This window comes from Rhodococcus sp. NPDC003383 (assembly GCF_053589115.1).
Genome location: NZ_JBSFRG010000003.1, coordinates 76140 through 88267, shown reverse-complemented (window position 1 = coordinate 88267; position 12128 = coordinate 76140). Strand labels below are relative to the sequence as shown.

The 12128-nt window shown below is 67.3% G+C and carries 13 protein-coding genes; 8 read left to right on the top strand and 5 right to left on the bottom strand.

Annotation, left to right across the window (positions count from 1 at the left end):
• The first annotated feature begins 3 nt into the window (after positions 1-3).
• Together ACWDTS_RS04115 and ACWDTS_RS04110 are read left to right on the top strand one after the other, a co-directional pair.
• On the top strand, positions 4-897 hold the full coding sequence (locus tag ACWDTS_RS04115; RefSeq protein WP_197254784.1) for an SDR family NAD(P)-dependent oxidoreductase: 894 nt from the start codon (positions 4-6) through the stop codon (positions 895-897).
• Positions 855-1784 (top strand): SDR family NAD(P)-dependent oxidoreductase, encoded by a 930-nt coding sequence (locus ACWDTS_RS04110; protein ID WP_450117634.1) that lies wholly within the window; start codon positions 855-857, stop codon positions 1782-1784. Before ACWDTS_RS04115 ends, ACWDTS_RS04110 begins: the two co-directional genes overlap by 43 nt.
• Positions 1785-1909: 125 nt before the next feature.
• On the opposite strand, the gene ACWDTS_RS04105 is transcribed toward ACWDTS_RS04110, so the two are convergent.
• On the bottom strand, positions 1910-2782 hold the full coding sequence (locus tag ACWDTS_RS04105; protein WP_450110793.1) for an alpha/beta fold hydrolase: 873 nt from the start codon (positions 2780-2782) through the stop codon (positions 1910-1912).
• Positions 2783-2992: 210 nt separating this feature from the next.
• Here ACWDTS_RS04105 and ACWDTS_RS04100 point away from each other — a divergent pair, with 210 nt between their 5' ends.
• Positions 2993-3460 (top strand): nuclear transport factor 2 family protein, encoded by a 468-nt coding sequence (locus ACWDTS_RS04100; RefSeq protein WP_450117633.1) that lies wholly within the window; start codon positions 2993-2995, stop codon positions 3458-3460.
• 67 nt (positions 3461-3527) lie between these two features.
• Here the strand turns inward: ACWDTS_RS04100 and ACWDTS_RS04095 are convergent, their stop codons facing one another.
• A complete protein-coding gene (locus ACWDTS_RS04095; protein WP_248672928.1) occupies positions 3528-4181 on the bottom strand; it encodes a response regulator in 654 nt (217 codons plus the stop codon).
• Entirely contained in the window at positions 4178-5320 is a 1143-nt protein-coding gene (locus tag ACWDTS_RS04090) for a sensor histidine kinase (RefSeq protein ID WP_450110795.1), read from the bottom strand. The genes ACWDTS_RS04095 and ACWDTS_RS04090 overlap by 4 nt, the downstream gene beginning before the upstream one ends.
• A 109-nt stretch (positions 5321-5429) precedes the next feature.
• Here ACWDTS_RS04090 and ACWDTS_RS04085 point away from each other — a divergent pair, with 109 nt between their 5' ends.
• From ACWDTS_RS04085 to ACWDTS_RS04065, 5 genes are all read left to right on the top strand, one after another.
• On the top strand, positions 5430-6407 hold the full coding sequence (locus ACWDTS_RS04085; RefSeq protein WP_450117632.1) for an ABC transporter ATP-binding protein: 978 nt from the start codon (positions 5430-5432) through the stop codon (positions 6405-6407).
• A 1-nt stretch (position 6408) separates the two neighbouring features.
• A complete protein-coding gene (locus tag ACWDTS_RS04080) occupies positions 6409-7302 on the top strand; it encodes an ABC transporter permease (RefSeq protein WP_248672931.1) in 894 nt (297 codons plus the stop codon).
• A 192-nt stretch (positions 7303-7494) separates the two neighbouring features.
• Complete coding sequence (locus ACWDTS_RS04075) at positions 7495-8289, top strand: carbon-nitrogen hydrolase family protein (protein WP_450117631.1); 795 nt, start codon at positions 7495-7497, stop codon at positions 8287-8289.
• Positions 8290-8432: 143 nt separating this feature from the next.
• The gene (locus ACWDTS_RS04070) at positions 8433-10142 is read left to right on the top strand and encodes a 3-ketosteroid-delta-1-dehydrogenase (protein ID WP_197254808.1); all 1710 of its coding nucleotides are present in this window, start codon (positions 8433-8435) and stop codon (positions 10140-10142) included.
• Positions 10143-10174: 32 nt separating this feature from the next.
• A complete protein-coding gene (locus ACWDTS_RS04065; RefSeq protein ID WP_197254810.1) occupies positions 10175-10726 on the top strand; it encodes a hypothetical protein in 552 nt (183 codons plus the stop codon).
• Positions 10727-10756: 30 nt separating this feature from the next.
• On the opposite strand, the gene ACWDTS_RS04060 is transcribed toward ACWDTS_RS04065, so the two are convergent.
• The gene (locus ACWDTS_RS04060) at positions 10757-11635 is read right to left on the bottom strand and encodes an SDR family oxidoreductase (protein WP_450110801.1); all 879 of its coding nucleotides are present in this window, start codon (positions 11633-11635) and stop codon (positions 10757-10759) included.
• A gap of 26 nt (positions 11636-11661) precedes the next feature.
• A complete protein-coding gene (locus ACWDTS_RS04055; protein WP_450110802.1) occupies positions 11662-12084 on the bottom strand; it encodes a CBS domain-containing protein in 423 nt (140 codons plus the stop codon).
• Positions 12085-12128: the final 44 nt, after the last annotated feature.

The window sequence follows — 12128 nt, the reverse complement described above, 5'->3', positions numbered from 1 at the left end:
GAAATGACACAACGACTGACAGGCCGCACCGCTCTGGTGACCGGGAGCAGCCGGGGGATCGGGCGGGCGATCGCACAGCGGCTCGCTGCAGAAGGTGCCACCGTGGTGGTCACGGCCCGCTCGAAGACGCCGTCGCGATCGATTCGGGACGGACGTGAGCACGTGCTCGAGGGCACGTTGGACGAGACGGTGCAGTTGATCGAGAGCGCAGGCGGCCGAGCCGTGCCGATTGCGGCGGATCTGGAGGATCCGGCGCAGCGATCCGGGCTCGTCGATGCCGCGGTGGAGGCCGTCGGCGGAATCGACATCCTGGTCAACAATGCGGGGTTCGCCGATTACTCCTCCATCGAGGACATGGGTGAGGACACCTTCGACCGCACTCTCGAGCACTATCTCAAGGTTCCTTTTCTGTTGTCGCAGGCGGTGATTCCCCGCATGCGCAAGGCCGGCGGCGGGTGGATCGTGAACATCGGCTCGTCCACCGGCCTTCCGCCGATTCGTCCGTTCCGTGAGTACAACAAGACCTCCGGCGATGTGATCTATGCGTCGGCGAAGGCGGCGCTGCATCGGTTCACGCAGGGCTTGGCCGCAGAGGTTCTCGACGACAACATCGCGGTCAACGCGGTCGGCCCCTCGACGGCGATCATGACTCCGGGCGCGGCGTCGTTGCTGCCGGACGGCTACGAGACCGAGCCGGTGGAGTACCTGGCGCAGACAGTGCTCGAGATGTGCACGCTGCCGGCGGCCGAGCGCACCGGACTTGTTGCGTTCAGCCTGCACTTCCCCTGGTCGCAGGGGATTCCGGTGACGAACCTGGACGGAGGAGGCGAATTGCCTCGGCGGCAGCCTCCGGAATGGGCGAATCCGAACATCGCTGCGGACGGGCTGGTGGTGTGACCATGCCGGCAGGCAAGGCGAGCGAACGGTTCTCCCACGGCGTCGCAGTGGTGACGGGCGCGGCGGCCGGGATCGGGGAGGGGCTTGCACGCCATCTCGGATCCCTCGGAATGACGGTGGTTGTCGCGGACATCGACTACGAGCGTGCGGTGAAGGTGGCCGACGACATCGTGGCGGCCGGCGGTCGGGCGGAACCGTACGCAGTCGACGTCGCCGATCCCGAGTCCGTGGAGGCGATGGCTGCCGAGGTGTTCGAGCGCCACCGCAGTGTGGAGTTGCTCGTGAACAACGCGGGGGTGGAGTCGGCGGGGCTCCTGTGGGAGATCGACAGAGACCGCTGGCGTCGGGTGATGCAGATCAACGTCGACGGCGTATTCTTCTGTCTCCGATCGTTCGTGCCGCGGATGATCGAAGTGGGAACGCCGTCGTGCATCGCGAATCTCTCCTCGGTGGGTGGACTCAATGCCGTTGCCGTCCAGTCTCCTTACATCGTCAGCAAGCATGCCGTGCTGGCGATGACCGAGTGCCTGCATCAGGATTTGTCGATTGTCGGCGCACCGATTCAGGTCAGTGCCGTCATCCCGCACTCGATTCGCAGCGAGATCTTCCTGTCGGCGCAGCGCGACGCACCAACGGAGAATGCCACCGCGAACGCGGTGTTCGAGGCGATGCAACGTGACAATGTGGAGAAGGGACTCGACCCGCTCGTCGCGGCAGAGCACATGATCGAGCAGATCGCCCGCGGCGAATTCTGGATCCATTCCGATGACGACTTGTGCGTCGCCGCTGCACATCGACGCGGAAAACAACTTCTCGACCTCGACCCGCCCGCAGATCCGCGAAACATGCTCACCCGGATGGGAATACCGATCGAACGACCGTCGTGACCCGATGGAGGCAGGAGCAGCGGAGCTTCCCACGCCGGCAGGCGTGACCGGCGAAAGAAGGTCTCTCGTGAAGCGCAATTGCTCGCGCTTCGCGAGAGACCTTCGCTGCGTTCGGTAGAACGTGGTCAGATATCGTCCTTGCGGAGCAGGAACGCAAGTACGGCAGCGGTCCATGCCTCCTTTGCTTCGATCATCGTCCAGTGACCGCAGTTCGGGAACACGTGCAGTTCCGCGTTCGGGATGTCACGCATCGGCAGCATCGCCATGTCGACCGGGCTGACCCGATCGTCACGGCCCCAGGTCAGCAGGGTGGGGGCCGTGATCTTGCTCAGTTGTGCCCAGTACGGGGTCGCGCCGGAGGCTTTTGCGGCGGCAGTGTTGGCGGCAAATGCTGCGCTGCTGTACATCCGGGAAGCGATCTCGAGTGTCGTCGGCTCGGTTGCGAGTGCCCAGCGTTCCTCGATCAGTTCCTCGGTGACAACGGACGGGTCGTACACCATCGAGTGCAACCAGCGGACCAGTCCCTCGCGGGTCGGATTGTCGGTGAACTCCATCAGCAGCCGAATTCCCTCGCCGGGGCTGGGTGCGAAAGTGTTCTTCCCGATTCCGCCGATGGTGACGAGCTTGTTCACTCGCTGTGGCGCGTTGATGGCCACGGTGGCAGCGACGATGCCACCCATCGAGTTGCCGATCATGTCGACCGGACCGTCGACACCGATCGCGTCGAGGAACACGCCCACCGACCGGCCGGCCATCGCCATCGGATGGCCGTCGCCGGGATCGCTGACACCGAAGCCCGGAAACTCCAGCACGAGGCAGCGGAAGTGCTCGGCGAAGTCCGCCAGGACACCGCGATAGTTGCGCCAGCCCGTGACTCCCGGCCCGGAACCGTGGAGCAACAACAGCGGTGGTCCGTCGCCCGCTTCGTGGTAGCGCAGTACCCCGAGGTCGGTGGCGATCTCGCGTCGTGTGGATTCGTGGGTGAGTGCTTGTGTCATGGTCCCTACGGTCTCAATTCGACGAGCGTTGCGGCAGAGTGCTTCCCGGCCAGCGAGAGGATAGTTCACGTAGGTACGGAACGCGGGTTTCCCGTTGAGCGGGAGATGGTGGAGGGTAGGTCGGTACGTCGGTGCATAGCATGCGGCATGAACGAAACCAACTGGAGCAGAGAAGAACTCGAGAATGCGTTTCAGAACTGGCATGCAACAGTGAACCGAGCCGGTTCGGGCGAGGGCAGCTGGCGGGACTTCCTCGAACTGTTCACCGACGACGTCGTGTATGTCGAGCAGATGGCGGGTGTCCTCAACGGCAAGGACGGTATCTGGGCGTGGGCCGAGCCGAGCCTCGCCCAGTTCCCCGGTTCGCACACCGTCGCCTTCCCCGAGCACTTCCACGTCATCGACGAAACGAACGGCACGATCGTGGCCAAACTGGACGACGTGATGAGCGATCCGGGCGACGGATCCGTGTGGTCGGCACCCCACGTGAGCATCCTGACGTACGCCGGGAACGGCAAGTTCTCCAGGCAGGAGGACATCTACGACGTCACCGGTTTCCTCGACCTCATCAAGGGGTGGGGCCGCCGCGCGATGGAACTGGGCACCTTCGATGAAGCTCAGCGCGGATGGTTCGAGCAGGTCTATCCGGAGACGGTCCCGCAAACCGTGTCCGACTGAGGTCGAGGAAGCGTCGAGCCTGCGACAGTCGCGGGCTCGACGCTCGAGAGACGGGGTGCCGGCGCTGTCACGGCTGCAGGCCCGAGCGGATCGCGAACACCACCAGTTGTGCTCGGTCGCGCGCGCCGAGTTTGATCATCGCGCGCGACACGTGTGTGCGGACGGTGTCGGGACTGACCACCAGCTCGTCGGCGATCTCCTTGTTCGACCGCCCTGTCGCAACCCACGCGACGACCTCGCGTTCCCGTGCCGTGAGGTCCGCCATGCGGGGGTGGGGTTGCACAGTGTCCTGCGTGTGGACGAAGTGCTCGATCACGCGTCGGGTGACCGACGGCGCGAGCAGTGATCCTCCGTCGGCGACGACCCGGACGGCATCGAGCAGGGCCGTCGGTTCGGCATCTTTGAGCAGGAACCCGCTCGCGCCGGCGTGCAAGGCCTCGAAGACGTATTCGTCGAGTTCGAACGTCGTGAGCATCACGACGCGGACGTCCCTCAACACGGGATCGGCGGTGATCCGACGCAGCACTTCGAGGCCGTCGGGGGCAGGCATGCGGATATCGCACAGGACGACGTCGGGGTGGGTGCGCGCGATGACCGCGAGTGCTTCACCACCGTCGCCGGCTTCGCCCACGACCTCGATTTCGGGTTCGGCGGCGAACAGCGTTCGTAGGCCCACCCGGACGAGCGTCTGATCGTCGACGAGCACCACCCGCACGGTCATGCCCGGTCCTCCGTGCTCTCGGCGGCACCGACCGGAAGCACGGCCCGCACGACGAAGCCGCGTTCCGGTCCCGGTGCGGCGACGAGCGTTCCACCGAGCTCGGCTGCACGATCTGCCATCGCGCGGAGGCCGAGGCCACCGGTCGGCGCGTCGGTGGTGCGGCCACGCCCGTCGTCGGCGACCCGCACTGTCACCGCCTGTCCTTCGCGCATGATCTCGACAGTCACCCTGGTGGCCTGCGCGTGCCGGAGAACGTTGGTCGTCGCCTCCGCGACGATCGAATACGCGACATGATCGACGTCGGCCGGTAGTGGGAGGGCCGGTACCCGCACGTCGACGTCGAGGCCGGCGGCCCGGACGCGGTCGACGAGAACCGGCAGGTCGGCCAGACCACGTCGCGGTCGGCGCTCGGCGGCGTCACCCGTGAGGGTCGTCAGCTCGGTCCGCAGGTCGTTGAGGGCGTCGCGGCTCGTGTCGCGGATGGCGACCAGTGCGTCCCGCACCGCCTCCGGGTTGCGCTCGAGCACGTGCAGCGCCACCCCGGCCTGCATCGCGATCACTGCGAGCCCGTGCCCGACCCCGTCGTGCAGGTCGCGGGCGATGCGTAGTTGTTCCTCGGTCGCGGCACGGCGGATCCGCTCGGCGTTCGCATCCCGCCGAGCCGACCGCCACCACCCCACGGCCGCGGCGGCGAGGGCGAGGGCGGCGGTGCCGAGTGTCTGCCAGAGTGTGACCCACGCGGGATATCCGGCGACGAGGACCCGGGCCGTCATCCCAGCGACGAGAACCAGGACGGCGAGGGCAGCGGGAACAGCGAGGTCGCGGGCGGGACGCACGCTCGCCGCCCCGAACGCTGCGAGCGCGGGCAGGAGGAAGATCGGTCCGTCGGCTCCACCGGTCGCAAAGTAGATCCCGACCAGCGCAGGCACCGCGATCAAGGCGGTTCGTGGCCATCGCGGGGCGGTCAGTGCGACCCCCGCGCAGGCCGCGGCGAGGGCACCCGCACCGACCATCGCGGCCGGCGGGCGCATGTTGTTCGCCCCGAGTGTCGCCACGGTGACCAGGGCAACGAGCGCGAGCGTGAACCCGACGCGGAGCATCACCGGGTCGGTGACGGCACGGCCCTGATCGGTACCCACATCGTCGACGCTAGCCGTGCACGCCGGTCGATGGTGTACGCAATATCGCGTAGGTCGATGACGCCCGTGGGCGGACGACGTCGGCGTGTGTGCGGCCGACGATCGAGGCATGAGCGACAACACGACACTCACTACTGCGACCGACCGGCCCGGCCGGGCGGGATCGGCCGATATCGATGCCGACATCGTGGTCGAGACGTCGGCGCTGACCAAACGCTATGGCGACCGCGCCGCGGTCGACTCCGTGGACATGACCGTTCGACGCGGCGAGATCTACGGATTCCTCGGTCCCAACGGCGCAGGGAAGACCACGACGCTGCGCATGATCCTCGGCCTGATCCGCCCGACCTCCGGGTCCGTCCGCGTTCTCGGCCGGCCTGCCGGCTCGCGCGAATCGTCCTCGTGTACCGGTGCTCTCATCGAGGGGCCTGGTTTCTTTCCCTATCTGTCGGGACGAGCGAACCTGCGCACCCTGGCCCGTCACCGCGGGTTGAGTGATCGGTGCGTGGAGGAGGTGCTGGCCCGGGTCGGTCTTGTCGACCGCGGCAACGATGCGTACAAGTCGTATTCGCTGGGGATGAAGCAGCGGCTCGGGGTCGCCGCGGCCCTGCTCGGTGACCCGGACCTGATCGTGCTCGACGAGCCGACCAACGGCCTCGACCCGAGCGGCATGGCCGACATGCGGGCCCTGATCGTCGACCTCGCCACGGCCGGGCACACCGTGATTCTGTCGAGTCACCTGCTCGGCGAGGTCCAGGAGATCTGCGACCGCGTCGGCGTGATCGCGAACGGGCGCCTGGTGCGCGAATCGACCGTGTCCACCCTGCTCGGCGACGCGATCCTGAAGGTGCGCGGCACGCCCCAGGACCGGGTGGTGTCGATCGCCTCGGATCTCGCCGGTGAGAACGGCTTCGAGATCGACGGCGACGCTGTGCTGCTGGACCTGCCACCCGACCGTGCACCCGATGTTGTCCGGGCGCTCGTCGCCGCCGATGTGGCGGTGTCGTCGATCGGACCGACCGAACGCACCCTCGAGGACGTGTTCTTCGAGATGACCACCACTTCCACCCCGATGAAAGGGGTGTGACATGTCCGCCTCGACACTCCGCTCACCCACCAGCTCGGTCCCCGATGTCGCGGGGCGCAACACCGTGGCGCGCAGTGTGCGCGCCGAACTGTTCCGGTTGCGTGCGTGGCCGGCGATGTGGGCGACCCTCGGCACATGGTTCCTGCTCGCGACCGTATTCGGTTACGTGTTCCCGTACATCTCCTATACGACCGGATCGGCCGGTTTCTCCACCGAGGGACAATCTGCCGAAGTCCTGTTGCAGGGCGTCCTGCCCGAGTCGGTACCCGATGTCCTGGTACAGGGCACGCCGTTGTTCGGGGGTGCCCTCGTGCTCGTCCTCGGCGCCCTCGTTGCAGGGAACGGTTACACCTGGGGAACCTGGAAGACGGTGTTCACCCACGGCCGGCTGCGTCCGACGAGCGGGGCGCTGCTCGCGCTCGCGGTGATCGTGGCCGCGATGGTGATCGTCACCGCGGTGCTGTGCACGGCCATTTCCGTCGTACTCGCCAGGGTCGAATCGCAACCGCTCACCTGGCCGTCGGCTGCCGACCTTCTCCGCTCGGCGGGTACGGCGTATCTGGTGTTCCTGATGTGGGCGACGATCGGTTTCGCGCTGGGCACCTACGCCCGCAGTGCGGCGTTGTCGGTCGGCCTGGGTTTGGTGTGGACCCTCGTCGTGGAGAATCTGCTGCGCGGTGTCGGTTCCGCGCTGCCGCTCGTCCAGGACGTGACGGCATTCCTGCCGGGCACCGCCGCCGGATCGCTCGTCGGTGCGGTGACCGGGGCGGGACAGGGCACGCCCGGGGTGGTGGACGTGATCTCCGGACCCAGGGCGGTCGTCACCGTCACCGCCTACATCGTGGTCGCGGTGGTGACCACCGGGATTCTGGTGCGGCGTCGGGACGTGGACTGACCGCGATGCTCCTGTCGGGTAACGAGTTTCGCAGTCTTCCCGGCATCCGCACCACCACCGGAAACAGTGGAGACTAAACTCTTCTCAACCGTTTGCTTTCCGAATGCCGGGATCGTCCTGCTCTCGGGCGCCGTCGACAAAAGCGGATGTCCAGGCCGGTCGCGGTGTACCCGGAAGGAACAGGGGAGAGGCATGCAGATCGCGATCGGCCAGTTCGCGTCCGGCGATGACACGGCCGCCAACCTCGCACGTGTCGGTGACCTGGTGAAACAGGCCGTATCGGCAGGTGCCCGTCTGCTCGTACTGCCCGAGTACTCCATGTTCACGGTGCCGGTGATGGACGATCGATTCGTGAAGACGGCGGAACCGCTGGACGGACGATTCGTCACGGAGTTGGGGCATCTGGCGCAGACCCACGACATCCACATCGTCGCGGGGATGAACGAGACCATCACGGGCGAGGACCGCATCTACAACACTGTTGTCGCAATGGCTCCCCACCGCAGCATCGTGGCGACCTACCGAAAAATCCATCTCTACGACGCATTCGGCTACCGCGAATCCGACATGGTGCAGGCCGGACCCCTCGCCGCCCCGGAGACCTTCCGGATAGACGGAATCACCTTCGGGATCCAGACCTGCTACGACCTCCGCTTTCCCGAGGTGACGAGGACGATCGTCGATGCCGGTGCCGATGTCCTGATCCTGCCGGCGGCGTGGATGGCCGGACCGCTCAAGGAAGACCACTGGACCACTCTGGTCCGTGCCCGCGCCATCGAAAACACGATCTATGTCGCTGCAGCCGACCAGAATGCTCCGGTGGGATCCGGCGCGAGCATCGTCGTCGATCCCATGGGTGTGGTGATTGCCGGTCTGGGTGAGCGTGAAGGCATCGCCGTGGCCGAGGTCGATCCGGCTCGCCTGTCTGCCGTTCGTGCCAAGAATCCCGCTCTGACACTGCGCCGGTACACGGTCGTTCCGCGATAGTCGCCGTTCCGGTTTCCTGGAGCGGACCGGTTCGTCCGGTTCCCGACCGCGTGTCCCGGTGGTAGGGAACGTCCGTGCCGTCGGGGTCGATACCGGTCTACCGTCGTCCCTCGTTGCGGAACAACCAGGCGAAGGAGAGTGGCATGGCGAAGAAGCCCGTACCGGCCCCCGTCCAGGCACAGGACACCACCGTGGACCTGCTCGTGATCGGCTCGGGCACCGGCCTGGCCGCCGCGCTCACGGCGCACGAGGAGGGACTGTCGGCGCTCGTCGTCGAGAAGACGCAGTACGTCGGCGGGTCCACGGCACGGTCGGGCGGCGCGTTCTGGATGCCCGCCAATCCTGTTCTGCAGGAAGCGCGTTCCGGAGACACCCGTGAGCGTGGCCGCACCTACGTCCGCGCGGTGGTCGACGGCAGCGCCCCCGCCGAGCGCGGTGACGCGTTCGTCGACAACGGCGCCGAGACGGTGGCGATGCTCAGCCGCACCACGCCGATGAAGTTCTTCTGGGCCAAGGGCTACGCCGACTACCACCCGGAGCGTCCCGGCGGCGCAGCGATCGGACGCACGTGCGAATGCCGCCCGTTCGACCTGTCGCAGCTCGGCGACGAGCGGGGCCGGTTGCGGCCGGGGCTGATGGAGGCGAGTCTGCCGATGCCCACCACCGGCGCCGACTACAAGTGGATGAACCTCATGGCACGGGTGCCGGTTAAGGGATTCGCGACGATCTTCCGCCGCCTCGCGCAGGGCGTGGCAGGGCTGGCGATCAAGCGCGAGTACGTCGCCGGTGGCCAGGCCATCGCCGCGGGTCTGTTCGCGGGTGTGCTGCGCGCAGGGATCCCGGTGTGGACGGAGACCTCGCTGGTGCGCCTGGTGACCGACGGCGATCGCGTCACCGGCGCGGTCGTCGAGCAGAACGGCCGGGAGGTGACCGTCACGGCTCGTCGCGGTGTGGTCCTCGCCGCCGGTGGTTTCGACCACGACATGCAGTGGCGGCACAAGTTCCAGTCGGAATCGCTCGTCGACGGCGAAAGCCTCGGCGCGGAGGGCAACACCGGCGACGCCATCAAGATCGCGCAGGAGATCGGCGCCGATGTGGACCTGATGGATCAGGCGTGGTGGTTCCCGGCGGTCGCACCGTCGCGCGAAGGCAATCCGCCGCTGGTGATGCTCGCCGAGCGGTCGCTGCCCGGCTCGTTCATCGTGGACCAGAAGGGCTCCCGGTTCATCAACGAGTCCTGCGACTACATGACGTTCGGCCAGACCGTCCTCGAGCGTGAACGCTCGGGTGATCCGGTCGAGTCGATGTGGATCGTGTTCGACCAGAAGTACCGCAACAGCTACGTGTTCGCCGCGGGACTGTTCCCGCGCCAGCCGATCCCGGGCTCCTGGTTCAAGGCCGGCATCGCGCACAGCGGTGCCACCCCCGAGGAACTCGCGGCATCGATGGGAATCCCGGTGGAGGCCTTCGCCGAGACCTTCCGCCGGTTCAACGACGACGCGGTGGCGGGAACGGACTCCGAATTCGCGCGCGGCGCAAGCGCATACGACCGGTACTACGGCGACCCGACGGTCGAGCCGAACCCGAACCTGCGCCCGCTCGACCACGGCCCGTACTTCGCGGTGAAGATGACCCTGTCCGATCTCGGCACGTGCGGCGGCCTGCGCGCCGACGAACGTGCTCGCGTGCTGCGCGAGGACGGCAGCGTCATCGAGGGTCTGTACGCGATCGGCAACACCGCGGCCAACGCGTTCGGCAATCGCTACCCGGGTGCGGGCGCAACCATCGGCCAGGGTCTGGTGTTCGGATACATCGCGGCACGCGACGCCGCGAACTCGAGCGTGTCCGTCTGACGCATTCTCGCCGAGCGAGAGGGAGAATCATCGTGAAAAGTGTTGTTCCGGAAACAGGTTCCGCACCCACCTTCCTGTCGCTCGGCGTCGCGGCGGGTGGGCTCGACGGCGCAGGTGCCGACGAGGCGGACATCGTGTTCTTCCTCCCACCCCGGCCGGACGAACCGCTCCGTGGCCGGACCCGCACGGTGCGCGACGCCGAGACCCACCGTGTGGACCGGACCGTCGAGTACTTCGACACGGTCGGCCGCAGGGTTGCCGAAGTGTTTCTGTCGGGGTGTGAGGACGCACCGGCGACATCGGAGCGGGCCGTGGGGGAACTCGCCCGCTGTGTCGTCGATCGGTTCGGCGTCGAGAACGTCCGGAGGTTCCGCGTCCGCATCACCGGTCCCACGGCCGGTACCGAACCGGCGAAGTGCACTGTCGGTGTGCTGCAGCACTATCGCACCGATCACGAATTCGTGCAGGACGTCGCAGTAATGTGTGCGACCGATTCCGGAGCGGTGATCGCGCGGGCCTGGGTCACCGTCGCGGTTCCGGCGCAGTCGCACACCGATGTGGACGCCGTGTCCGCATCTGCGTGATCGAGCGCCCGGCGAAAACCCGCCGGCACCTCACCTTTCGGTGAGGAGCGCGGCGACGCGGGCGCTCATCGAACGCCCCAGCGCCGCGACCTGACCGTCCGCGTCCGGCGCGTGCGCCAGCGCTCGCAGCACGATCCGGTCGGCGACCGCCGAGGTGATCAGGGTCCGTGCCCACGCTGCGGTCCGCATCGGACCGGGCACGTACACGCGGCGGGACCGCCTCCCGAGGGCACGGACGAACGCGGCGGCGCACTCGTCGACGTCGTGGACCTTCCCGAGCGGCCCGGGTAGAGCCGTGAGCATCCGGTCGAACGCGGGCAGATCGGCGCGGGCATCGCGGATCAGCGGGGTGTCGATCCACCCCATGTGCGCCGACCCGACACCGACGCCGTGGCGTGCGACCTCGAGACGCACAGTGTTGGCGAACTGCTCCACACCGGCTTTCGCCGCGTTGTACGACGCCTGCCCCGGCATGGGCAGGTACGCGGCCATCGACGACACGAGAAGAAGGTAGCCGCGGCGCTCGATGATCGCCGGCAACGTCGCGCGCACGGTGTGGAACACCCCGACGAGGTCGACGTCGATCACTGTGCGGAACGCTTCCGGATCGACCTGCAGCACAGAGCCGTACGCGCCGACCCCGGCGTTCGCCACTGCGAAGTCCAGGCCGCCGAACCGGTCGACGCCCGCGTCGACGGCGGCCTGGACCGCGTCGAGATCCCGGACATCGGCGACCGTCCCGACCGCGCGGTCGTCGCCGATCACCGCGACCAGCTCGTGCAGTGGTTGCGCGTCCACGTCGAACAGAACCAGTTGCGCGCCTTCGGAAGCCAGGGCGCGCGCGGTCGCGGCACCGATGCCGCGCGCTGCGCCGGAGACGAGAACGGTCTTGCCTGTCAGCGCGCTCATCGGCGCTCACCTCGATTCGGGACGGGTTATCTCATGGTGGCGCAGATGGATTCGACGAACCGGCCGACCTGTTCCTCGGGCAGGTGTGTGGCCAGATCCGCTTCGCTGATCATTCCGATCAGCCGGTGGTCGCCGATCACCGGCAGTCGCCGGATCCGGTGTTCCTCCATGATCGTGAGTACGTCGTCGATGTCGGCGTCGGCAGCGACCGTGTACGGCTTGCCCTGGGCGAGGTCGCCGGCGGTCATCATCGTCGGATCCAACCCGCGCGCAACGCATTTCAGAACGATGTCGCGGTCGGTGATGATGCCGTGCAGCCGGTTGTCGTCGCCGCAGATGGGAAGTGAGCCGACGTCGAGCTCACGCATCTGCTGTGCCGCGTACTCCAGGGTTTCGTGTTCGCCGATGCACGTCGCACCGGCATGCATGATCCCTCGAGCGGTCGTCATGACGACCCTCCTCGGTGGACGAGAATGTTTGCCCATCCATCGTC